The following is a 21,554-nucleotide window of genomic DNA, read 5'->3' on the forward strand; positions in this document are numbered from 1 at the left end:
GGGCCCCCCCCACAGGTCGCCCGGGGGGTGGGGGGGGGGGGGGGGGGGGGGGGGGGGGGGGGGGGGGCCCGGGGGGGGGGGCCCCCCCGCGGGGTTCAGCCGACGTTGAGGGTCAGGGCTGCGGTGTGGAGTTTGCCGCCGGTCTGGAACTGCAGGAACAGCCGCCAGTTCCCGGCGGTCGGCAGTTCCGCGTTGAAGGAGAGTTCCGGGCCGCCGTGGTCGCCGTTGACCTTGGTGGTCGGGTGCAGGTGCGCGAAGGCGGTGTCGCCCTCGTGGAAGGCGGTCAGGTGGGCGAACGTGTCCAGGTACGGCTGGAGATCGGTGACAGGCTTGCCGTCCTTGCTGACGGTGACCGTCATCGGGTGCGCCATCCCGGCCATCGGCTCGCCCTTGACGGTCACGGTGTAGCCGTCGACCTCGGCGGTCTTGGCGGCGGCCGGCAGCGGCGTCTTCGTCTCAGTTCCGGGCACGGTGATGGTGCGGGACAGGACGAACCCTGTGCCCTTGCCGGGACCGCTGTCGGGGGTGAAGGAGGCGAACATCCGCCACGCTCCGGGCGCGAGCGTGTCCAGGCCGGCACTCCAGGTGCCGTCGGCGGCCATGGTCGGGTGAATGTGCTGGAAGCCGGTCAGATCGGAGCGGATGGCGTAGAAGTGCATCCGCTTGGTCTGGTCGACGGCGAAGCCGGTGACGGGCTTGCCGTCCGGGCCGGTGACCGTGAACCGGTAGGCGGCCGGCTTGCTGGCCGTCAGGGTCGCGTCCGTGCTGGTGAGACGGTAGCCGTCCTTGGTGTCGGACAGGCCGTTGCCGGCAGCCATGTGGTCCATGCCGGGCATGTCCCCCATGGACGGTGAGGCTGTCGCCGAGGCGGACGCGGACGGCTTGGCGCCGTGGTCCATGCCCGGCATCGACGAGGAGTCCCCGTTGGAGGAGCCGCAAGCGGCCAGCGTCAGCGCGAGCGCGGCTGCGGTGCCGGCCGCCGCGAGGGCACGACGGCGCACGGTGGGACGGGTGGAAGCGAACATGATGGTGGTCTTTCCGGGTGGGCGCACCACGCCGGGCGGGCGCGCGGAGGTGAGCAGGACACGTGCCGGGCCCGGGAGACGTCCGGGTTTCGGCGGGGTCCTGTCAGGTCCGCGCGATACACACCTGGAGCAGCAGACTTCGCCCGCCCGGTGGCGGCGGGCCGCGGCGCCTCCGGCCTGTGGCCAGGGGGCGGCCCACCAGGAACAGGGCTGCAAGGACTGCGACGACAGCCAGTAGAGCGGGTTCCGTCAGCGGGGTCGTGTCGCGGGCGGGCGTAGAGACGCACGTCGAGCCGTCCATCGCCGCCCAACCCGAGGCGTGCTGCGCAGCGGGATGCGCTGTCACTGACCCTGCGGCGGACTGCACCGCCGCGAGATCTTGGGAGATCATCGCGCCTGCTGTGGGGTCTTCGTGCATCCCAGCGGGCGTGGACATCGCGCCGTGGCAGCCCTCGGCGGCGGTGGCCGGTGCGCCGTGCATGGCGAACAGGCCGAGCAGGACCGCGCACAGCGCCAGCAGTCGGGCAAGACCCCGCCTGCGTATCTGTCCGCTGCCCGCCATCACTGCTTCCTTCCCCACGTCATCGAACACGGCCGATGTGTCGCCACTTCGCCTCGACGATACCCCGGCCCGGTACCCGGCACCGGGCTATCAAAAGTGCTGCGGCCACCGCCGTATTCCCTTCGGGCATCATTCCGCGTGGTGAGCCAGGGCGCCGTGCGGGTCACTGCCGTGGGTGGTGTGGTCGGTGTGCACGGTGGCGGCGGTCAGCCTCGGTACGGCGTGGATCAGGGCGTGCTCGGCTGCGACAGCCAGGGCATGGGCCTGGACCACGGTCAGGTCGGGGTCGACGACGATGTCGGCCTCGGCGCGCAGGGCGTGGCCGATCCACCGCATCCGCACCTGGCCGACGCCGCGGACGCCGTCCACGGCGCGCAGCGCCTCCTCGGCCGTGTCGACCAGGGCGGGGTCGACGGAGTCCATCAGGCGGCGGTAGACCTCGCGGGCGGCGTCACGAAGCACCATGAGGATCGCGGCGGTGATGAGCAGGCCGACGATCGGGTCGGCGGCCCGCCAGCCGATCGCGGCGCCGCCGGCGCCGAGCAGTACGGCCAGGGAGGTGAAGCCGTCCGTGCGGGCGTGCAGGCCGTCGGCGACCAGGGCGGCGGAGCCGATCTTGCGGCCGGTGCGGATGCGGTAGCGGGCCACCCACTCGTTGCCGATGAACCCGACCACTGCGGCGGCGGCGACGGCCCACAGGTGGGTGACGTCGCGTGGGTTGAGCAGCCGGTCGACGGCCTCGTACGCGGCCAGCGCGGAGGAGGCGGCGATGGTGAGCACGATGGCGATGCCGGCGAGGTCCTCGGCGCGGCCGTAGCCGTAGGTGTAGCGGCGGTTCGCCGCCCGCCGGCCCAGCACGAACGCGATCCCGAGCGGCACGGCCGTCAGCGCGTCGGCGGCGTTGTGGATGGTGTCGCCCAGCAGTGCCACCGACCCCGACACGGCAACGACGATCGCCTGGATGACGGTGGTCAGGCCCAGGATGCCCAGCGACAGCCACAGGGTGCGCATCCCCTCCCTGGAGGTCTCCATCGCTGAGTCGACCTTGTCCATCGCCTCGTGGCTGTGCGGGGTGACCAGGTGCGAGACCTGGTGCCGGATCCGCGACCACCGCGAGGCACCGTGCCCTTGCTCGTGGCCATGATCGCGCTCATGGCCGTGTCCGGCGTCCGTTTCCTGGCCGTGCCCCGACCCGTGGTCGTGGCCGGTTCCCGGCTCGTCGTGACCGTGGTGGTGCTGCCGGCTCACAAGATGCTCGCTCTCCACAGAAGGGCCAGGAAGTGGACGGGACGTCCCACCCGCCTATTATGTGCGTATGAACGCACGCATGCATCTATCACCTGCGCAGGGTTCGCACCCGCAAGACCCGGGCGGTGAGCATTTCCGGGTCGCGGCCGAGGTCCTGGGCCTTCTTGCCGACCGCACCCGGCTCGCGCTGCTGCACGCCCTGGCCGCGAATGAGGCGGACGTCACATCGCTGGCCGAAGCGGTGGATGCGGCACGGCCGGCGGTGAGCCAGCATCTGGCCCGGCTGCGGATGTCTGGTCTGGTGACCACCCGCAAGGAGGGCCGCCGGGTGATCTACGCGCTGGCGGACGGGCATCTTCGCCGTCTCGTGACGGAGGTGCTCGATGTGGCCGACCACCGATTGACCGGGCGCGCACCCCACGCGTGAGGTGCGCGCCCGGCCGGTGGGTTTACGCCGCGGCTGGTGTTGGTGCTGTGGCAGGTGCGGGGTGGAGGTGTCCGGTGCGGCGCAGCCCGGTCAGGGCGGTGGCGCAGCCGAGCCCGAGTACGGTCAGTGCCGCCCACGGAAGCCATGGCATGTGGATGCGGGCGGCGAGGTCGAACAGAGCGCCGACGGCGAGGTTTCCGCCGGCGACGGCGACGCCGGCCACCGTGCTGTAGGCGCCGTAGTAGGTGGCGACCAGACGCTCGCCGGAGAGGCGGACCAGGGTGTCCATCTCGAACGGATACAGCAGCGCCGAGCCCGCGGCGAGCAGTGCCGCGCACACCACCAGAGCGGCAAGCCCTGCCCAGACCACCAGTCCCCGCGCAGCACCGTGAGGTCCGGGCAGCATGGGCAGGAACGCCGCGCCCATCACCGCCAGCCCGATCGCGATGGCCTTCGGTGCGTCCAGGCGTTTCCTGGCCCAGCTGGTGAGTCGCAGTTGTCCGCCGACGGCGACCAGGGCGGAGACGGCGAAGACGACGCCCATCGCGGTGCCGCTGGCATCCCCCACCAGTGCGCGGGCTTGCAGAGGCAGGGCGAGGTAGGTCTGGAAGGCGAGCAGGTAGGAGCCGGCCATCGCGGCGGAGAACAGCACGAAGGGGCGGTTGCGGATGATGCCCCGCCAGTCCGCGGCGATACCGCGCCATCCCGCAGCCCGCTGCGGGTCCGGTACGGGACGCCGGGCGGGCAGAGCGCGAGCCTGGACGATGGCCAGCACGCCGAAGACGGCGGCTGAGACGGCGCAGACGAGGCGGAAGTCGAGGGCGAGCAGGGCGAGTCCGGCGAGCGGGCCGAGCAGGATGCCGGCCTGGTAGAAGACGTTGAAGCAGGAGAACGCCTCTACCCGGCGCTGACCGGCGCCGTCGGCGATGTAGGCCCGGACCGCCGGGTTGAACAGCGCTCCGGCAAGTCCCGTGGCGGCGGAGGCGATGATGAGCGCGGGCAGCGTGTCCGCGACGGCCAGGAGCACGAACGCGCCGGTGCGCAGGCCGCAGCCGGCCAGGATCATCGGCTTGTAGCCGATCCGGTCGGCCAGGGTGCCGCCGAGCCAGAACATGCCCTGCTGGGAGAGGTTGCGTACGCCCAGTACCAGGCCGACCGCCCATGCGGCCAGGCCGAGGCCGTGGGCGAGGTGGTCGGCGAGGTAGGGCATGAGCATGTAGAAGCCGAGGTTGATGCCGAACTGGTTGGCCATCAGCAGCCGCAGGCTGGGGTCGAAGGAGCGCATCTGGGCGCGCAGCCGCCTCACCGGGCGCCGGCCAGAACGGCGCGGGCGGTGACGGAGACGGGATCGGTGACCGAGGTGCAGCGGGTCCAGGACGTCACCGTGCGCTCGCCCGGGTTGGTGATCTCCTCGGGTTCGTCCGGCAGCGGTACCGGGGTGTCGAGGAGGTGGTGGCCGCGGCACCAGCCGTCGTTGTAGATGGTGTCGAGGTAGCGGTGCGGTCCGTCGGGGAAGATTGCGGCGATCCGCGTTTTGGCAGGGTAGGTGCGGGCGGCCCATCCGGCCACCCGCGCGACGGCCCCGACGCTCCAGCCGCCCGAGGCGTAGTGGTGGCGGGCCAGGGTGCGGCAGGAGTGCACCGCTTCGGCGGGGGCAACCCAGTGGACCTCGGTGAATGCCTCGTAGGCGACGTTGCCCGGGTGGATGCTGGAGCCCAGGCCGCGCATCAGCCGCTGTCCGGCGGGCTGCCCGAAGATCGTCGACCCGGTCGCGTCCACCCCGATCAGGGCGAGGTCGGGGAACGTGTGGCGCAGGGCGGTGGAGATTCCCGCGGAGTGGCCGCCGGTGCCGACGGAGGCGACCAGGACGTCGATGCGGCCCAGCTGTGCGATGAGCTCGGCGGCCAAAGGGGCGTAGGCCGCCGTGTTGTCGGGGTTGTTGTACTGGTCCGGGCACCATGCGCCGGGCTGTTCGGCCAGGAGTTCGGCCACTTTCTCCCGGCGGGCCTGCTGCCAGCCGCCGGTCGGGTGGGCGGCGGTGACGGTTTCGACGCGGGCGCCGTACGCGGTGAGGGCCCGGCCGATCGCAGGCTCCAGGCCGGGGTCGGTGACGACGGTTACCGGGTGACCGAACGTCATACCGGCCAGGGCCAGGCCCAGCCCGAGGGTGCCGCTGGAGGATTCGATGACCGGCGCCCCGTCGGCCAGCTGCCCGCGGGTCCGGGCGCGGGCGACCATGTGCAGGCCGGGGCGGTCCTTGATCCCGCCCGGGTTCTGTCCTTCGAGCTTCGCCCAGAAGCCGCGGCCAGCATCGGCGAAGGGTTCCCCGATCCACAGGACCGGGGTGCGGCCGACCAAGTCGGACGGGCGGCGGGCTGAGGTGGGGGCAGGGGCGTACGCGTGGGTGTCCATGAAGGTGTCACGGCTCCTCACCCCGGCGGGCTCTCGGCAGGCTCGGGGCATCGGCGAATCAGGGCGCGGACACACAGCCGCCCAGACGCCGCCCGGTGGGTTGCCGAACAGCGTGACGTGGCGGCCGTGCGGGACCGCTCAGGTCCGCGCCACGCACAGGGCTGTGAGAATGCAGCGCCCGCCGACGGCACTGTGGTCCGGCGCCCGTGAAGCGCCGGCGCCGGTCAGTGCGGCGGCGGGCGCATCGGGGCGGGCCTCGACCGGGAGCGCACCGCCGAGCGGCGGCGGAGAGGGGGCGTCGCTGCGGATCCGGTCCACCGTGTGATCGCCCGTCTCGGGGCAGCACGGTGCCCGCTGCGGAAGGGAGGCCGTGATGCCGCCATCGGATGCGGCGACGGGAGCGGCAGCCGCAGGGATCGCGTTCAGCGGGGAGTGCTGGCTCTCGAACCCCGGGCCGTGGCTGTGCATGCAGCCCAGGAGATGGAAAGTCACCCAGATGAGGACGATCAGCACGCCGCTGTCCCACGCGCGGCGATGCGCAGAGGAGAGCGACGCCGCACCGATCATGCACACAAAGTACTTTGCCGGGCACTGAAAGTCACATCAGCGAGGGCGTGGCCCGTCAGGTCAGTCTTCGAGTTCGTGCCGGACGCGGCGTGAGGGGGTGAAGGTGTAGAGGTCGAGGATGTCGGGCGGCTCGGCGAGGCCGGGGCCGCCGTTCTTGACCCAGGCGGTGATGTCGGCGGCGGCGCCGGGGTCGTTGACCTGGCCGAGCCAGACGGGCCGCCCGCCGGCCTGGCGGCCTTCGGCGGAAGGCTGGATGACGATGACGTTGGCGCGTTCACAGGCGTCGAGGCAGTCGGTCCGCCGCACCGTCGCCACCCCGGCCAGCCGGGTACGCAAATCGGTGAGCTGCGCTTCGTGGTCCAGACGCGGGACCTTGACGGCAGTACCGCAGCAGCAGCCACGGCAGACGGTGACCATGGGCCGTGCCGCCCCCGGGGCGGGGACGGCCTTCTTGCTGCGGCGGCGGCTCACTGGTCGCCCCGCTTCGGGGCCGCGGCCCGCTGCCAGGCGGCGTCCCGCAGCAGCCGTAGCCCGTTGAGGCCGACGATCACGGTCGATCCCTCGTGCCCCAGCACACCGAGCGGCAGAGGCAGGTGCCCGGCCAGGTCCCAGATGACCAGAGCCGAGATGAACACCGCGGCGATCACCAGGTTCTGCACCACCAGGCGCCGGGCGGCCCTGGACAGGCTCACGACAGTGGGAACGGTGGCGAGTTCGTCGCGGACGATCACCGCGTCGGCCGTCTCCAGGGCAAGGTCGGACCCGGCCCGCCCCATCGCGATGCCGGTATGGGCAGCGGCCAGCGCGGGGGCGTCGTTGACGCCGTCGCCGACCACCAGCACCCTGCGCCCGGCCTTCTCCTGTTCCTGGACGGCGGTGACCTTGTCCTGGGGCAGCAGTCCGGCGCGGACATCGCTGATGCCGACCGCGTCGGCCAGCAGCGCGGCGGCGCGCGGGTTGTCGCCGGTCAGCAGCATCGGGGCACCACCAGTCAGCGCAGCCAGGGCGGCAACGGTTGTGGCGGCGTCGGGGCGCAGCCGGTCGGCGATGCCCAGGACACCTGCGGGGATGCCATCGCGCTGGACGAGAACGGCTGTGCGGCCCTCGCCCTCCATGATTTCTGCGATCGCCGCCGCCTTGGCGGAGGTCATGTCGGCGCGGTCCAGGAAGCGGGCGGGGGCGCCGACCGCGACCGTGTGGCCGTCGACGGTGGCCGTCACGCCCGTCCCGGGGGCCGAGGTGAAGTCCCGCACAGCCGGGATCGCCAGGCCGCGGTCGCGGGCGGCTTCGACGACGGCGCGGGCCAGCGGATGCTCGCTGGGGTGCTCCGCCGCGGCCGCGAGCGCCAGCAGGGCGTGCTCATCCAGGCCCGAGCCGGCCAGCGGGCGCACGTCGGTGACCCGGGGGGTGCCCTCGGTCAGAGTGCCAGTCTTGTCCAGGGCGACCGCGTCGATCTGCCCGAGGCGCTCCATGACCACGGCCGACTTGACGAGGACGCCATGGCGTCCGGCATTCGCGATCGCGGACAACAGCGGCGGCATCGTGGCCAGCACCACGGCGCACGGCGAGGCGACGATCATGAAGGTCATGGCGCGCAGCAGCGAGCCGGTGAGATCCGCGCCGAAGCCCAGCGGCACCAGGAAGACCGCCAGGGTCGCGAAGACCATGCCGAGGCTGTAGCGCTGCTCGACCTTCTCGATGAACAGCTGCGTCGGTGCCTTGGTCTCGGAGGCTTCCTCGACCATGGCGACGATCCGGGCGATGACGGAATCGCAGGCGTCTCGCTCGACCTTCACCCGCAGGGCACCGGTGCCGTTCAACGTGCCGGCGAAGACCTCATCTCCCGCCTCCTTCGCAACTGGCAGCGGCTCGCCGGTGATAGTGGCCTGGTCGACCTCACTGGGCCCCTCCAGCACCCGCCCGTCCGCGCCGACCCGCTCGCCGGGACGGATGAGGATGATGTCGCCGACCGAGAGATCTTCGGTGGCGACCGTGTCCTCACTCCCGTCATCGGACAGGCGGGTGGCGGTGGTGGGGGCGAGATCGAGCAGGCCGCGGACCGCGTCCTGGGTGCGCGCGGTGGCCAGCGCCTCCAGCGCGCCGGAGGTCGCGAAGATGACGATCAGCAGCGCGCCATCCATTACCTGCCCGATCGACGCCGCACCGATCGCGGCCACGATCATCAGCAGGTCCACATCCAGCGTCTTCTCCCGCAGCGCCATCAGCCCCGCCCACGCCGGTTCCCACCCTCCCGTGACGTAGGCGGCGGCGTACAGCGGGCCCCACACCCAGGCCGGTGCGCCGGTCAGCTGGAGCGGCAGCGCGATCAGGAACAGCACCAGCGCGGCCGCGGCCCAGCGGGCCTCGGCCAGGGCGAACACGCGCGTACGGCGGCGCGGCACCACCGCCGGAGCAGCGGGAATCGCCCGTTCAGGACGCTGGATGAGAGCGGAAGGCATGACAAAACAACCCTTCACGGGCGGAGGACGGCAACACATCCACCGTACAGGAACACCTGAACAGGTCTTCATGCGTAGTCGGTAGGATGGGCCCTATGGGTCACGGAATGGACGACAAGAACACAGCAACTACCCGCGAGCGCCTCGACGCCGTCGGGACTGCCGATGTCGCCGCGACCCTTCAGGCTCTGGCCACGCCTTCGCGGCTGCGGATCCTCGCCCGCCTCCAAGAAGGCCCGTGCGCGGTCGGCGACCTCGCCGAAGCCGTCGACATGGAAGCCTCCGCCTGCTCCCACCAGCTGCGGCTGCTGCGCAACCTCGGTCTGGTCACCGGCGAGCGCAACGGCCGCTCGATCGTCTACGCCCTGTACGACCACCACGTCGCCGAACTCCTCGACCAGGCCCTCTTCCACGTCGAGCACCTCCGTCTGGGGCTGCGGGACGCGCCGAGCGCGGAACCATCAGCCGCGACGACGTAGCGCGGATCCGCTCGGCACCGCGTCGGCATTCACGATGGAGAGTGAAGAGGCGCTCTATTCTCTAGTCGCCGGACGGGCGGAGCGGGATGACATTGCTGGGGGCAGGTTGGTCCTGGCCGTCGGGTTGCCGGAGGATGAGGACGGCTGCCGCGAGGGCCATCTGCTCCGCTCGGCGCCGGGACTCGGCCTCGGCAGCCCGGGAGTCCTTGAGAACTTGCTTCAGGCGGACAACCTCTTTGCGCAGTCGCCTTTCGACTTCCGGCGTCTGGTGCGTTTCCGTACGCACCCGCGCGTAGAACTCCTCCTTGAGGTCGGCGTGGCCAAGGTCGGCGGCAAGTTACGTCGGCTGGGGATTGCCACGATCGCGGACCGGGTGGTGCAGGCATCCTTGAAGCTGGTGCTGGAGCCGATCTTCGAGACGGATTTCCTCCCGTGCTCCTACGGGTTCCGTCCGAGCCGCCGGGCTCATGACGCGGTGGCTGAGGTGCGCTTCTTCACGTCCAAGTCGTATGAGTGGATCGTGGAGGGCGACATCAAAGCCTGCTTCGACGAGATTTCACACTCCGCTCTGATGGATCGGGTGCGGAAGCGCGTCGCGGACAAACGCGTCCTGGCCTTGGTGAAGGCGTTCTTGAAGTCGGGCATCCTCGGCGAGGATCGTGTACTTCGGGAGACCACCGCCGGCACCCCACAGGGTTCGATTCTCTCGCCGTTGATGAGCAACGTTGCTCTGTCGGTCCTGGACGAGTTCATCGCCCAGTCACCGGGAGGGCCGGGGTCTACGCCGTGGGCGCGGACCAAACGGCATCGTCAGGGTCTCCCCAACTACCGGCTTTCCAGGTATGCGGACGACTGGTGCCTGATGGTCAAGGGCACCAAGGACGACGCCGAAGCTCTGCGCGAAGAGATCGCGGAGGTGTTGTCCACGATGGGCTTGCGCCTGTCGGTGGAGAAGACCCTGATCACCCATATCGACGAGGGGCTGGACTTCCTCGGGTGGCACATCCAGCGCCACCGCAAACGGGGCTCCAGCCGCCGCTACGTCTACACCTATCCCTCGCGCAAGGCCCTCAAGGCCGCGATGGGAAGGGTCAAGACGATCCGCCGCGGAACGGCCACCGGCCTGCCACTGGACGAACTGCTCATCCAGATCAACAAGATGCTGTTCGGCTGGTGCATGTACTTCCGCCCCGGGGTGTCCAGCGCGACGTTCCAGTACCTGAGCTCATACACCTGGAGCCAGGTCATGAAGTGGCTGCGTCGCAAGCACCACCGGATCAACCGGAGGGACCTCCGCCGTCGCTACTGCGGTGGGGGTTGGTGGCCATCAGGGGAGGAACGGACACTGTTCGATCCCGGCAAGGTACGCACCACGCGCTACCGATACCGGGGGACAGCCATCCCTTCTCCCTGGCCAACCGCCGGATGAGGGCAATCATCAGCAACCTGACGGGACTTGTGGAGCGCCCGGTGCCGCGAGAGTGGCACGCCGGGTGCGGGAAGCGGTCCAGAGAAACGGCTCGATCGAAAGACGAGACCGCGCTCTGGGCCGACTTCACCACCGGCTGTTCTCCCACATCACTATGAACTGGCGCGGACGTCCCCTGACCAGCCACGAGGTCGTTCTCAACACGATCGCCGCGACCACGACCCGGAGCGGACTGCGTGTCGAGGCCGCTCTCGACGAGGGCTCCTACCCGACCGGCATCGCCGTCAGCCGTGAGCAGATCCAGGCCCTGCCGATCACCGCGCATGACCAGCACGGCCGGTGGAACTACAGCATCGCCCCGACCGGCACCACCCCCCTGCACCGCGCGCCGACGAACGGGCAAAGGCCCGCGCGCAAGCCCTGCAGATGCTCGCCGACCCCCGTCTGACCGGCATGAGCACAGACGAACTGGGCGCGCTGCGGGCTCAGTTGGCTCCGGCCCAGGCGGCAGCGGCCGAACAACACCGTTACGTGCTCCGCAAAGGACGACGCGTCGCCACCACCGGCCGCAGCCGATCCCTGCTGTCAGATGCGGACGAAGTCCTACTCACTGTCATCTACCTGCGGCAGGTCTGCCCGCAGAAGGTGCTGGGCGACCTGCTCGGGATGAACCCGGTCACCATCGGCCTCGGCATCAAGGCCACCCGGAAGCTGCTGGACGAACGGAAAATCAGCATCACGCCCACAGTCGTGCGCTACTTCACCCGCACCGAGGACCTCCGCGCCTGGGCCACCGGCAACAACCCGGCCGAGCACGCTTCCGCGACACCGACCCGCCAGGCGCTGACGGACCCGACTCTGACCGGCATGTCCCGCGAAGCACTGCATGCCCTGCTCGAAGAACTGATCGTGCCCTACGCCGCCGCGATCGAAGAGCGCCGCCACCGCCAACGCGGCGGCAACCGGCGCCCGGGCACCCGCGGCGGCGTCTTTCGGCAGAAGATCACCGACGGCGACCGGATCCTCGCCACGATCCTCTACCGCCGCCGCCTCTGCGGCCTCGACGCTCTCGCCGAGCTGTTCGGCGTCTGCCGCAGCACACTGTGGAACGCGATCCGTGATGTCCTGCCGATCTTCGACGCCCGCCACATCGACATCGCCCCCGCCGAACACCGACACCCCACCGCAGCCGACCTGCTCACCTCCGTCGGCGCCGATAACCACCAGGTTGTTTCTTGACGGCTTCGGTGAACTACACATGTTTGCACCACAGTTCGCGGCCAGACCTCACCGACCGCATCGGGCAGTCCCTTCAGCCCGTCACAGACCAGCATCAGGACGTCATCGACCCCCCTGTTCTTGAGCTCGGAGAGCACCCGAAGCCAGTGTTTCGCGCCCTCGCCGCCGTCGCCGGCCCACAGGCCGAGGATGTCGCGGTGCCCCTCGGCGGTGACCGCCAGGGCCACGTAGATCAGCCTGTTCGCTACTTGGCCATCGCGAATCTTGACGTTGATGGCGTCGATGAAGACAACCGGGTAGACGCGGTCGAGCGGCCGGTCTGCCATTCGGCCATGCCATCCATCACCTTGTCGGTGATCGTGCTGATGGTCGTCTTGGACACGCTGGCACCGTAGACCTCGGCCAGATGCGAGGAGATCTCGCCGTGGGTGAGGCCCTTCGCGGACAGCGACAGGACCATCTCGTCGACTCCGGTCAGCCGTCGCTGCCGCTTCTTGACGATGGCCGGCTCGAAGGAACCGTCCCGGCCGCGGGGAACGTCGATCTCGACTGGTCCGATGTCGGTCAGCACGGTCTTGGAGCGGGTGCCGCTGCGGGAGTTGCCGCCGTCCTTGCCCGCAGGGTCGTGCTTGTCGTAGCCGAGATGGTCGGTGATCTCGCCCTCCAGGGCGGACTCCAGAACCGTCCTGGTCAGCTGCTGCAACAACCCACCCTCGCCGGTCAGCTGCAAGCCCTTGCTCCGGGCCTGCTCGACGAGCTGGTCGATGAGCTTCTGCTCGACCGCGGCAGTCAGCGACGATTCCGCCTGGACATCAGCGGTCACGGTGTCAGTCACCTGACGCCTCTTCCATGATCATCAATTACACCGGTGAGCGTACAGACCCTCTTTGGGGCACGCTTCGTCCCACTGCTCATGCCGGAGTTCTGAGCACGTCGTTCACGTGCCGCCCGTATCGGAGTGGATTCGACCGGCTTGCAGGCAGTTAGAGACTCAGGTCGATCTCGTCCCAGCTGGCGCGGCGCTCACCGTCGGGGTCTTCGGCGACGGTGGTCTTGGTGTTGAACACCATGGTGGGGCGAGTGTCCGGGTTGTGAGTCGGCCAGACAGGGATGACACCGGTGGCGGCGGGGTCGCCAGTGGTGGCGAAGGAGACCCAGGAGCGGTGCATGGCTGTGAGCAGGTCCTGGGGCATCTCGTCGCCGATCAGCGTCTTGGTGATCGGCAGGGAGAAGTCGTCGAACACGAACGGGCCTTCGATGCCGTGGGATGCTCCGACGCGTCCGCCGAAGGCAGGGCTGCGCCAGGCGAACTGGTAGACGCGGGTCGTTCCGCCTGCTCGGTGGTGGGCGTCGGCGAGACGCAGTGAGGGGACGCGGAAGGTGCGGTCGGTGTCCATCGAGACCTGCGGTGTGATCGCAGAGCCCGGTTCCTGGCTCCGTTCGTAAACGTCAAGGATGGCCTGCTGTACTGCCGGGTCGGCGTCCCAGCCGCCGGGAGACATGCCTGTTTCAGCAGCGCCCATTTCCTCCATCAGCGCGTACAGGGTGCACTCGTCGCGGTTGGTGCCGATCACCAGGTTGACGTCTGTCCCGACGCCGTCGGTGATGGCCTGATACGGGGACTGGGGAAGCAGGTCGCCGCCGGTGAGCGGGACGAACGGGATCATGCGTCCGCACTCGGGGTGTTCACCGCGCTGCTTCTCGACCATGAACTCGGTCTGCGCCTTCAGGATGTCTGCCGGGTCGACGGTGTGCAGGTCACCGGCGGGCACGCCGAGTTTGTCGAGCATCGCCTCGGCGATCGCCTCGGCGTAGTGGGCGGGGAAGCCGAACAGCGGTGCCGCTGCGGCGCTCTGGCAGACGGCCTGCTGGAACAGTCCCTGTGCGGAGGGGCAGCCGAGGAGTTCGCCGACGAACGTGCCTCCCGCCGAGGAGCCGAAGATGGTGATGTTGTCCGGGTCGCCGCCGAAGGCCGCGATGTTCTCGCGGGTCCATCGCAGGGCGGCGATCTGATCGGCCACTCCGTAGGCCCCCGATCCCTCGGCGTAGGCGTCGTCCAGGTGCCCGGCGTGCAGGAATCCGAAAGCGCCGAGCCGGTAGTTGCAGCTGACGAGCACCGCTCCGTCGCGGGCGAAGGTGTTTCCGTCCGAGCCGGAGCCGGCATTCGAGCCCATGAGGAAGCCGCCGCCGTGGATCCAGAACATCACCGGCAGGCCGGTCGCACCCTCCGGTGCCCACACGTTGACCGACAGGAAGTCCTCGCCTGTGCTCAGGCCCCCGAAAATGGGTGAGGACGGCTGGGGACAGCCCGGCCCGTAGGCGGTGCAGTCACGTACGCCCTCCCAGGGAGCGCGTGGCACGGGCGGCTTGAACGCGTTGGCGCCGAACGGCGGCTCCGCATAGGGGATGCTTTTGAACTCGGCGATCCCGTCATGCAGCTCTCCTCTGACCGTCCCTGCTGTCGTCTCGGCGTCGATCGTGTCCATGCTGTGCGCTCCACTCGGTAGGGGGTCTCGGTGTCTCGCCTGCGCGGCGATGCGTCGTCAGGTGTGGATGGTGAGCGGTCGTGCCGCTGCTGTGCTCAGCTGTCGGCGTCGGTCTCGGCCGCACTCGCCCGGCACGGGTTGCGTCGGGTGACCGGGTTGCGCCGCGAGGAGGTCGCCATGCTGGCCGCCATCAGCGCCGAGTACTACCTGCGCCTGGAGCAAGGCCGCGACCGCAACCCCTCGGCCCAGGTACTCGAGGCGCTCGCCCAGGTCCTCCAGCTGAATGCGGAGGGCACGGCCTACCTGCTGTCCCTCGCCGGCCCGAAACCGCGCCGCGGCCTCGACCTTCCCGACGAGCGCCTGCCTTCGGGGCTCGAAATGCTCCTGCGGACCCTCAACGTGCCCGCGTTCGTCTTCAACCAGTACAGCGATGTCCTGGCCGCCAACCGACTGGCCCGGGCACTGTCACCGGAGCTGGCGCCCGGGACGAACCGGCTGCGCGCCCTCTTCACCGACGAGGCGCTCCAGGAGTACCACACCGACTGGGAGCACTACACGGCCGTCGCCGTGGCCCACCTGCGCGCCACGGTGGGCACGCAGACCGACGACGAGCGGCTGCAAGCTCTGATCGGGGAGATATCCCTCAAGAGCGACCGGTTCCGTCAGCTGTGGGCGCGCCACGATGTGCGTTCCGCGGCCGAGGCCATGTTCCGGATACAGGATCCACAGGTCGGCTCCCTGGAACTCCTGGTCGAGAAGTTCCAGATGGTGGGGGCCAGCAAGCTGGAGATGATGCTCCTGCACGCCGAGCCCGGCACCCGCTCGGCCGATGCTCTGGCCCTGCTGGCCTCCCTCGACGCGTCTTCGTGACATCGGTCTGAGCGGCGCCCTGGATACCCGCTTGGTCTTGGCATTCAGTCCAGGTCGGCCATGTCGAGGACGAAGCGGTAGCGGACGTCGTTGCGGCGCAGGCGCTCCAGGGCCTCGTTCACCTGCGAGGACGGCAGCAGTTCGATGTCCGCGGTGATGTCGTGGGTGGCGCAGAAGTCCAGCATGGCGGCGGTCGCGGGCAGACCGCCGCTGCCAGCGGAGCTCAGCTTCTTGCGCCCCACGAGGAGGTCCATCGTCTCCACGGTGACGGGCCCGAGGTACCCGACCTGGCTGAGCGTGCCGTCCATGGCGACGAGCCGGAGGTACGGGCCGAGGTCGTGCGGCGCGGAGATGGTGTCGATGACGACGTCGAACCAGTCCCGCGCCGCGGCCAGCTGCTGCGCATCGCCGGACACGACGAGGTCGTGCGCGCCGAGGCGGTGCGCGTCGTCGGCCTTGTCGGGCGAGCGGCTGATGACCGACGTCGTGGCGCCGAGCGCCAGCCACTGCCGCTCACGCCAGTCAAGACGGCTCAGCTCCAGCGCACCAACGACACCGCTCCGAGCAAGCGTCCACCAACCGGTGGGAGATGCAGGTGCAAGGCCTGCCGGGCGCTCTGCACAAGGTCCCTTCCTCGCACGAGGAAGGGACCTTCTTCGTACGTACCGTTACTGCTGAGCTGGAGCGCGACGAGGATCGCGGGCGCCACGCGCCGCCGACTGGGAAGCCCGCGTGACCGGGAGGGCTGGCTCCGGCTGGCCGCCAACCGGACCGCCTGCCCCAACGTCTCGATGCCCTCGCGGAGGTCTACAACGAGCTCGTGGTCGCCGAACCCGCGCTGGACGACGAACACCTGCCTATCGCCGAGCAGTACCGGCGGCTGATGATGTCGTCGGTGACCCACTCCAAGGCCCAGGTACGCAAGGTCGCGAACTGCTCGTCGGTGAGGCGTAGGCGGCGAACTTCTCGTGTCGCACCGCTCGGCGCCGGCGCGACGGTCGCACAGGCCGGTGATCAGCTGCGCTGGTAGGGGTCGGCGAACGGATCCAAGGACTGACGGACCGCCTGCTGGGCGGTCTCCAGGCGCGGGCCAGGGCCGTAGTGGCGGGCGCGGGCCTTGCCGTGCGGGGTCAGCCAGCCGATGCGGACCAGGTCGCGGATGTCGCGGATGGCTTGCTGGTCGGAGAGGTCGGCGTCCTGCTGGTAGACGGTGCGGCGGACCTTCGAGCCCCAGAAGACGGGCAGCAGGGCGTAGACGACGCGTTCGTCCAGGCCGTCGGCGGAGGCGGCCTCGCCCAGGTGGATCCAGGCGCGGGCGAGCAAGTCGGTGCGGCGCTGGGCCTGCTGGGCCTGGCGGTGGTGGGCGCCGAGGCAGAAGCGGATCCACGGATGCGTGTCGCGCTCGGGACTCCAGCGCGGGCCACCGACCTGCTGGAGGACTTGGTAGTAGGCGTAGGTGTTCTGGCCGCGGCCCAGCCACTCCTCGATGCTGGAGAACTCCGGCGGCAGCATCTGCTCGGCCTCACGGGCGAAGACCAGCGTGGACACGGCGCGGGACATGCGCCCGTTTCCGTCCTTCCACGGGTGGACGTTGACCATGTTCAGATGCGCCATCGATGCGCGGACGTGTACGGGCGCGTCCAGGTCACCGTCGTTGAGCCAGTCGATCAGCTCCGTCATCAAGCCCGGAACCTGGTCGAAGTCGGGGGCGGTGTAGGCGGGCACGAGCGGGTCGTCGGGGCTGGTGACATACACCGGCCCGTCCCGCCAGCGGCCTGGGCGCTTGTCCAGGTGGTGTCCTTGGAGCATGAAGTGCAGTCCGCCCAGCAGGCCCGTGTCGTAACGGAATTCCGGTCCGGCATCCGCCAGGGCCTGGATGTAGGTCATCGCGCGCTGGTAGCCCTCCAGCTCCACCCGGGTGCGGTCTGCGGTCTCCAGCGGTTCCTCGCCGGCCATCAGCGCCTCGACATCGTCCACGGTCGCGGCGTAGCCCTCGATCGTGTTCGACCCGGCGATTGCGCGCGCCGTCAGGTTTCGCCGCAGCTGCCCCGACCACCGTGGCTGCGTACGCAGCTGATGCCGCAGCTTGTGCCGCATCTCCTCGATCTCCGCCAGGACGCGGTGGTCGTCGGCGTCCAGCGCCGGAGTCCTGTACAACATGACTCGATGACACCATGACTGCATCATCATGTCAAACCCTCCTCCTGGAGATGGGCAACCACGGCGTCCAGGTAGAGGGTGCAGCCCCACTCGCGGTGCATTTAGCAGGCCGGGCGGGGCCGCGATCGTGGCCGTCAGCCCCGGTACTCGGTCAGCTTCCAGCCCTCGGGGAGCTCACGCACCATGGCACCTGGCTCCAGCACCTGGTGGACGTAGGAGCCGTCGTCCCAGCTGGTGAGGGTGTCGATCAGCGGGGAGAGGATGGGCTCCCGGACGTTGTCGAAGAGCACCACCGGCTCCAGCGGAGAGGTTCCGATGGAGCACTGCGCCCCCTTGGGGAGCGACTGCCAGCCGACAATCGGGACGACCATGATGTCGCGATCTTCCGGGTTTCCGATGGCTATACGCCATCCATGGGGGGCTGGCGCGAATGGCACGGGTTGGTTGTTGGACGTCATGGACTCAGCCTGCTGCAAGGGTCTGCGCCATGGGCGCGTTTACGACAGGCCAGCCCCTGCCTGAAGCAGGCGGGCGACGTCCGGTCCAGGGGCGTGAGCGACGGCCTTACGCACTTCTCAACAGGCGTCCACAGGCGGGCCGTTCTCCATCGCGGCGGCAGCAACACTGCGGGGCGGATCTTGCCCCACTCTGGGGACCGGGGCTGGCTGCCATCAGTGGCCGCACGAGCGCAGGATAGTGGTCTCGCCACTCCACCTTCCCCGGACCAAGAGCTCGACGGTGTTGCGGCACACCGGGCAGGTCAGTCCTCGTCCGCGTCTGCCTCCCGTGCCAGCCGCCCGTCAAGGTCGCTGGCTCAAGCCAGGGCCCAAGCGGGCAGGTCCGCTACCTGTTGTGGGCTCAGGCTGTAGTCGGCGAAGTCCTGGTCATCCCACCACTCGGCGCCGGCGAGGCGGTCGCGCAGGTCGTGGAGGCTGAATTCGAAGCGGGCATAGCGGCGGCCAAGGTTTTCAAGGTCGGCGATGGAGCGATGCCGGGTCGCGCACCAAGGTCCGCGAGTGCGCGGACCTTGGTGCCGATCACGTCGCCCAGCGAGAGAACCGGACCGTACTCGGTGACCGTGGGCGGGGCCCAGAACACCTCCTTGAGGACATCGACCTCGCACTCCCCACCTGTGGTGGGGCGGTGGCGATGAGCCGGCCCGACAGCGGACTGGACTCGATGTGCCGGACGCCCCAGCCACGCTCGGCCAGGCCGTCGCCGACCGTACGGATGATCTCGTCGATAGGCGCCGGGGTCTCGGTGGCCACGTCCAGATCCTGGGAGAGCCGGTCGACCAGGCCGCGGGCCTGGACGGCGTACCCGCCGGTGATCACCAGCGGGTAGGGGGTGCCGATAGCGAGGACGTCGGCCAGGAGCCGGCGGTGCAGATCTGTCAGGTTCACGCGGCTGTCGCGGCGCTCGCTGCGGTGAGCTCGGGGAAAGCCGCTTCCCATAGGGCCCGGATCGGGCGGCTGATCAACGTGCGCAGCACAGGCCACTGCGCGATGAGCAGATCCCGGTTCAGGAAGTCGATCAGGTCCTGGCGCTTCCCCTCGGCCAGGACGGTGCGGTACAGGCCCATCCGGGAGCGCGGCTGCTCCAGGCCGTAGGAGCGGCGGCCCGACCAGACCACGTGCAGCGGCAGGTCGATCGTGCCGCGGGCGGGTGATCTCGACGGTCCCCACGTCGTAGATCCCGAGACGATGGGCGAGCGCGGCGCCGGCGGCCAGGCTCTTTACGCCGAGCTCGTACAGAAGGTGCTCCAGCACCGCCGGGATTACACCGCCGCGCGTGATACTTACCACGGCTTGCCGATGTGGAGTCTGGGTGGAGATCCGCCCAGCCTCCGGTGCGTCGACGGGCAGGCACCCGCCTGGCCGGAGCTCCGTGCGGGGCCGGTGGAGCGGGGCGTTCCGCCGCACCGGAGACCCGCCAGGATTCAGTGCGACCAGAAGACTCTTCGTCTCACGCATGTCTCACACACTGTTTGTGAGACGGTGGTCCAGGAGCTTCTGATCTGGACCTTATGGACTTGGTGGACGGTAACGAACCGCTGAAGACGAAAGGTAAAGTCTGACCACGTGACTGCTGTGTCTGCGAAGCCTCGCATCCCCAATGTCCTGGCCGGCCGCTACGCCTCCGCGGAGCTGGCCGTGCTGTGGTCCCCCGAGTACAAGGTCAAGCTGGAGCGGAAGCTGTGGCTTGCCGTGCTGCGTGCGCAGCAGGACCTGGGGGTGGAGGTCCCCGAGCAGGCGCCGGCCGACTACGAACGGGTCCTGGAGACCGTCGACCTGGCCTCCATCGCCGAGCGCGAGAAGGTCACCCGGCACGATGTCAAGGCCCGCATTGAGGAGTTCAACGCCCTCGCCGGCCATGAGCAGGTCCACAAGGGCATGACGTCCCGCGACCTGACGGAGAACGTCGAGCAGCTGCAGGTGCGGCTGTCGCTGGAGCTGATGCGGGACCGTACCGTCGCCGTGCTGGCGCGTCTGGGCTCGCTGGCCGCCCAGCACGCCGAGCTGGTGATGGCGGGCCGCTCGCACAATGTCGCCGCGCAGACCACGACGCTCGGCAAGCGCTTCGCGACCGCGGCCGATGAGCTGCTGGTGGCGTACGCCCGGCTGGAGGACCTGCTCTCCCGCTACCCGCTGCGCGGCATCAAGGGCCCGGTCGGCACCGCACAGGACATGCTCGATCTGCTGGGCGGCGATGCGGCCAAGCTCGCCGGGCTGGAGCAGCGGATCGCCGCCCACCTCGGCTTCGGGCAGGCCTTCACCTCCGTCGGCCAGGTCTACCCGCGCTCGCTCGACTACGACGTGGTGACCTCGCTGGTGCAGCTGGCCGCCGCCCCCTCCTCGCTGGCCAAGACCATCCGTCTGATGGCCGGGCACGAGCTGGTCACCGAGGGCTTCAAGCCGGGCCAGGTCGGCTCCTCGGCGATGCCGCACAAGATGAACACCCGCTCCTGCGAGCGCGTCAACGGTCTGATGGTGATCCTGCGCGGCTACGCCTCGATGGCCGGTGAGCTCTCCGGCGACCAGTGGAACGAGGGCGATGTGTCCTGCTCCGTGGTGCGCCGGGTCGCCCTGCCGGACGCGTTCTTCGCGCTGGACGGGTTGCTGGAGACCTTCCTGACCGTGCTCGACGAGTTCGGCGCCTTCCCCGCCGTCATCGCGCGCGAGCTGGACCGCTACCTCCCCTTCCTCGCCACCACCAAGGTGCTGATGGGTGCCGTACGCGCCGGTGTGGGCCGCGAGGAGGCGCACGAGGCGATCAAGGAGAACGCGGTCGCGTCGGCGCTGGCCATGCGCGAGCAGGGCGCGGAGCGCAACGAACTGCTGGACAAGCTGGCCGCGGATGCGCGGATCCCGCTGGACAAGGCACAGTTGGATGCCCTGATGGCGGACAAGCTGTCCTTCACCGGCGCGGCGGCCGACCAGGTGGCGTCCGTCGTCGCCCGGATCGGGGAGATCGCCGAGCAGCACCCGGAAGCCGCGGCGTACACGCCCGGCGCGATCCTCTGACGCGAGGACCCATGCGCTTCACCCCCGAAGAGCTCGCAGCCGCTCGCGACCGCCTCGTTCCCGACGTGGCCGCGAGCGGTCTTCGGGTGCTCTTCTGCGGTATCAACCCCGGGCTGATGACGGCGGCCACCGGCCACCACTTCGCCCGGCCCGGCAACCGCTTCTGGCCGGTGCTGTACGCCGCCGGGTTCACCCCGCGCCAGTTCCGGCCCGCCGAGCAGGAAGAGTTGCTCGACCACGGCCTCGGCATCACCAACGTCGTGGCGCGGGCGACCGCCAAGGCCGACGAGCTGACCGCGCAGGAGTACCGCGAGGGCGGCCGGCTGCTGGCCGGGAAGGTGGCCCGGCTGCGTCCGCGCTGGCTCGCGGTCGCCGGTGTCACCGCCTATCGCGTCGCCTTCGACGACAAGCACGCCGCGATCGGGCCGCAGGAACGCACCCTGGGCGACACCCGTATCTGGGCGCTGCCCAACCCGAGCGGGCTGAACGCCCATTGGCCGCCGGCGACGCTGGCGGAGGAGTACGGACGGCTGCGCGCCGCGGCGTTCGCGGCGGACGACGACGCGTGAGACGCTGAGGGCGGGTGCCCGGCCGACGCGGGTGAGGGACCGCCCGCCGGGCCCGCGCGCGGCCCGTACGCATCCGGCCCCGACCGCTCAGCGACCGT

18 protein-coding genes and 5 pseudogenes are annotated in these 21,554 nt (G+C 69.9%); 8 read left to right on the top strand and 15 right to left on the bottom strand.

The window, feature by feature from the left end; all coding sequences use genetic code 11:
- Nucleotides 1-95 precede the first annotated feature (95 nt).
- From ACWGJY_RS32040 to ACWGJY_RS32050, 3 genes are all read right to left on the bottom strand, one after another.
- Complete coding sequence (locus tag ACWGJY_RS32040; RefSeq protein WP_453264379.1) at nucleotides 96-1,025, bottom strand: hypothetical protein; 930 nt, start codon at nucleotides 1,023-1,025, stop codon at nucleotides 96-98.
- A gap of 103 nt (nucleotides 1,026-1,128) precedes the next feature.
- Complete coding sequence (locus tag ACWGJY_RS32045; RefSeq protein ID WP_453264380.1) at nucleotides 1,129-1,617, bottom strand: hypothetical protein; 489 nt, start codon at nucleotides 1,615-1,617, stop codon at nucleotides 1,129-1,131.
- A gap of 99 nt (nucleotides 1,618-1,716) precedes the next feature.
- On the bottom strand, nucleotides 1,717-2,688 hold the full coding sequence (locus ACWGJY_RS32050; protein ID WP_453264403.1) for a cation diffusion facilitator family transporter: 972 nt from the start codon (nucleotides 2,686-2,688) through the stop codon (nucleotides 1,717-1,719).
- A 214-nt stretch (nucleotides 2,689-2,902) separates the two neighbouring features.
- Between ACWGJY_RS32050 and ACWGJY_RS32055 the strand changes: the two genes are divergently transcribed.
- The gene (locus ACWGJY_RS32055) at nucleotides 2,903-3,262 is read left to right on the top strand and encodes an ArsR/SmtB family transcription factor (RefSeq protein ID WP_453264381.1); all 360 of its coding nucleotides are present in this window, start codon (nucleotides 2,903-2,905) and stop codon (nucleotides 3,260-3,262) included.
- Nucleotides 3,263-3,284: 22 nt separating this feature from the next.
- Here ACWGJY_RS32055 and ACWGJY_RS32060 read toward each other — a convergent pair whose 3' ends face one another.
- From ACWGJY_RS32060 to ACWGJY_RS32080, 5 genes are all read right to left on the bottom strand, one after another.
- On the bottom strand, nucleotides 3,285-4,568 hold the full coding sequence (locus ACWGJY_RS32060; RefSeq protein WP_453264382.1) for an MFS transporter: 1,284 nt from the start codon (nucleotides 4,566-4,568) through the stop codon (nucleotides 3,285-3,287).
- Nucleotides 4,565-5,674 (bottom strand): PLP-dependent cysteine synthase family protein, encoded by a 1,110-nt coding sequence (locus tag ACWGJY_RS32065; RefSeq protein ID WP_453264383.1) that lies wholly within the window; start codon nucleotides 5,672-5,674, stop codon nucleotides 4,565-4,567. Before ACWGJY_RS32065 ends, ACWGJY_RS32060 begins: the two co-directional genes overlap by 4 nt.
- 138 nt (nucleotides 5,675-5,812) lie before the next feature.
- Nucleotides 5,813-6,241: a hypothetical protein gene (locus ACWGJY_RS32070; protein WP_453264384.1), complete on the bottom strand. Its 429-nt coding sequence runs from the start codon at nucleotides 6,239-6,241 to the stop codon at nucleotides 5,813-5,815.
- A gap of 60 nt (nucleotides 6,242-6,301) precedes the next feature.
- Nucleotides 6,302-6,658: a (2Fe-2S) ferredoxin domain-containing protein gene (locus tag ACWGJY_RS32075; RefSeq protein ID WP_453264404.1), complete on the bottom strand. Its 357-nt coding sequence runs from the start codon at nucleotides 6,656-6,658 to the stop codon at nucleotides 6,302-6,304.
- 50 nt (nucleotides 6,659-6,708) lie between these two features.
- On the bottom strand, nucleotides 6,709-8,700 hold the full coding sequence (locus ACWGJY_RS32080) for a heavy metal translocating P-type ATPase (protein WP_453264385.1): 1,992 nt from the start codon (nucleotides 8,698-8,700) through the stop codon (nucleotides 6,709-6,711).
- A gap of 95 nt (nucleotides 8,701-8,795) precedes the next feature.
- On the opposite strand from ACWGJY_RS32080, the gene ACWGJY_RS32085 reads away from it, so the two are divergent.
- From ACWGJY_RS32085 to ACWGJY_RS32095, 3 genes and pseudogenes are all read left to right on the top strand, one after another.
- Nucleotides 8,796-9,179 (top strand): ArsR/SmtB family transcription factor, encoded by a 384-nt coding sequence (locus tag ACWGJY_RS32085; protein WP_453264386.1) that lies wholly within the window; start codon nucleotides 8,796-8,798, stop codon nucleotides 9,177-9,179.
- A gap of 34 nt (nucleotides 9,180-9,213) precedes the next feature.
- Entirely contained in the window at nucleotides 9,214-10,608 is a 1,395-nt protein-coding gene (locus ACWGJY_RS32090) for a reverse transcriptase domain-containing protein (RefSeq protein WP_453264387.1), read from the top strand.
- A gap of 121 nt (nucleotides 10,609-10,729) precedes the next feature.
- Nucleotides 10,730-11,847, top strand: a pseudogene (locus tag ACWGJY_RS32095) (ISAzo13-like element transposase-related protein); the annotation flags it as partial.
- Here the strand turns inward: ACWGJY_RS32095 and ACWGJY_RS32100 are convergent.
- Both ACWGJY_RS32100 and ACWGJY_RS32105 read right to left on the bottom strand, forming a co-directional pair.
- Nucleotides 11,847-12,640: pseudogene (locus ACWGJY_RS32100) on the bottom strand (IS256 family transposase); the annotation flags it as partial. The pseudogenes ACWGJY_RS32095 and ACWGJY_RS32100 overlap by 1 nt on opposite strands.
- Before the next feature lie 190 nt (nucleotides 12,641-12,830).
- On the bottom strand, nucleotides 12,831-14,333 hold the full coding sequence (locus tag ACWGJY_RS32105) for a carboxylesterase/lipase family protein (RefSeq protein ID WP_453264388.1): 1,503 nt from the start codon (nucleotides 14,331-14,333) through the stop codon (nucleotides 12,831-12,833).
- Nucleotides 14,334-14,480: 147 nt separating this feature from the next.
- Between ACWGJY_RS32105 and ACWGJY_RS32110 the strand changes: the two genes are divergently transcribed.
- Nucleotides 14,481-15,203, top strand: coding sequence for a helix-turn-helix domain-containing protein (locus ACWGJY_RS32110; RefSeq protein WP_453264389.1), 723 nt, complete (start codon nucleotides 14,481-14,483; stop codon nucleotides 15,201-15,203).
- 44 nt (nucleotides 15,204-15,247) lie between these two features.
- On the opposite strand, the pseudogene ACWGJY_RS32115 reads toward ACWGJY_RS32110, so the two are convergent.
- Nucleotides 15,248-15,817, bottom strand: a pseudogene (locus ACWGJY_RS32115) (zinc-binding dehydrogenase); the annotation flags it as partial.
- Nucleotides 15,818-16,023: 206 nt separating this feature from the next.
- On the opposite strand from ACWGJY_RS32115, the gene ACWGJY_RS32120 reads away from it, so the two are divergent.
- On the top strand, nucleotides 16,024-16,233 hold the full coding sequence (locus ACWGJY_RS32120) for a hypothetical protein (RefSeq protein ID WP_453264390.1): 210 nt from the start codon (nucleotides 16,024-16,026) through the stop codon (nucleotides 16,231-16,233).
- On the opposite strand, the gene ACWGJY_RS32125 is transcribed toward ACWGJY_RS32120, so the two are convergent.
- The 4 genes and pseudogenes from ACWGJY_RS32125 to ACWGJY_RS32140 all read right to left on the bottom strand — a co-directional run.
- Nucleotides 16,218-17,363 carry a Fic family protein gene (locus ACWGJY_RS32125; protein ID WP_453264391.1) on the bottom strand — a complete coding sequence of 382 codons (1,146 nt, stop codon included), beginning with the start codon at nucleotides 17,361-17,363 and terminating at the stop codon, nucleotides 16,218-16,220. The genes ACWGJY_RS32120 and ACWGJY_RS32125 overlap by 16 nt on opposite strands.
- Before the next feature lie 134 nt (nucleotides 17,364-17,497).
- Nucleotides 17,498-17,734 carry a hypothetical protein gene (locus ACWGJY_RS32130; protein ID WP_453264392.1) on the bottom strand — a complete coding sequence of 79 codons (237 nt, stop codon included), beginning with the start codon at nucleotides 17,732-17,734 and terminating at the stop codon, nucleotides 17,498-17,500.
- Between the two features lie 443 nt (nucleotides 17,735-18,177).
- Nucleotides 18,178-18,766: pseudogene (locus tag ACWGJY_RS32135) on the bottom strand (nucleotidyl transferase AbiEii/AbiGii toxin family protein).
- Nucleotides 18,763-19,029, bottom strand: a pseudogene (locus ACWGJY_RS32140) (hypothetical protein); the annotation flags it as partial. The pseudogenes ACWGJY_RS32140 and ACWGJY_RS32135, both read right to left, overlap by 4 nt.
- 424 nt (nucleotides 19,030-19,453) lie before the next feature.
- On the opposite strand from ACWGJY_RS32140, the gene purB reads away from it, so the two are divergent.
- A complete protein-coding gene (purB, locus tag ACWGJY_RS32145; protein ID WP_453264405.1) occupies nucleotides 19,454-20,887 on the top strand; it encodes an adenylosuccinate lyase in 1,434 nt (477 codons plus the stop codon).
- 11 nt (nucleotides 20,888-20,898) lie between these two features.
- Nucleotides 20,899-21,456 (top strand): G/U mismatch-specific DNA glycosylase, encoded by a 558-nt coding sequence (gene mug, locus ACWGJY_RS32150; protein WP_453264393.1) that lies wholly within the window; start codon nucleotides 20,899-20,901, stop codon nucleotides 21,454-21,456.
- Nucleotides 21,457-21,554 lie beyond the last annotated feature (98 nt).

This window comes from Streptomyces sp. NPDC054765, from assembly GCF_053612065.1.

What these genes read in the sequence shown, in the direction of transcription:
- ACWGJY_RS32040 (WP_453264379.1), bottom strand. Translation starts at nt 1,025, where the DNA reads ATGTTCGCTTCCACCCGTCCCACCGTGCGCCGTCGTGCCCTCGCGGCG.
- ACWGJY_RS32055 (WP_453264381.1), top strand. Translation starts at nt 2,903, where the DNA reads ATGAACGCACGCATGCATCTATCACCTGCGCAGGGTTCGCACCCGCAA.
- ACWGJY_RS32065 (WP_453264383.1), bottom strand. Translation starts at nt 5,674, where the DNA reads ATGGACACCCACGCGTACGCCCCTGCCCCCACCTCAGCCCGCCGCCCG.
- ACWGJY_RS32070 (WP_453264384.1), bottom strand. Translation starts at nt 6,241, where the DNA reads ATGATCGGTGCGGCGTCGCTCTCCTCTGCGCATCGCCGCGCGTGGGAC.
- ACWGJY_RS32075 (WP_453264404.1), bottom strand. Translation starts at nt 6,658, where the DNA reads ATGGTCACCGTCTGCCGTGGCTGCTGCTGCGGTACTGCCGTCAAGGTC.
- ACWGJY_RS32080 (WP_453264385.1), bottom strand. Translation starts at nt 8,700, where the DNA reads ATGCCTTCCGCTCTCATCCAGCGTCCTGAACGGGCGATTCCCGCTGCT.
- ACWGJY_RS32085 (WP_453264386.1), top strand. Translation starts at nt 8,796, where the DNA reads ATGGGTCACGGAATGGACGACAAGAACACAGCAACTACCCGCGAGCGC.
- ACWGJY_RS32090 (WP_453264387.1), top strand. Translation starts at nt 9,214, where the DNA reads ATGGAGAGTGAAGAGGCGCTCTATTCTCTAGTCGCCGGACGGGCGGAG.
- ACWGJY_RS32105 (WP_453264388.1), bottom strand. Translation starts at nt 14,333, where the DNA reads ATGGACACGATCGACGCCGAGACGACAGCAGGGACGGTCAGAGGAGAG.
- ACWGJY_RS32125 (WP_453264391.1), bottom strand. Translation starts at nt 17,363, where the DNA reads ATGTTGTACAGGACTCCGGCGCTGGACGCCGACGACCACCGCGTCCTG.
- ACWGJY_RS32130 (WP_453264392.1), bottom strand. Translation starts at nt 17,734, where the DNA reads ATGGTCGTCCCGATTGTCGGCTGGCAGTCGCTCCCCAAGGGGGCGCAG.
- mug (WP_453264393.1), top strand. Translation starts at nt 20,899, where the DNA reads ATGCGCTTCACCCCCGAAGAGCTCGCAGCCGCTCGCGACCGCCTCGTT.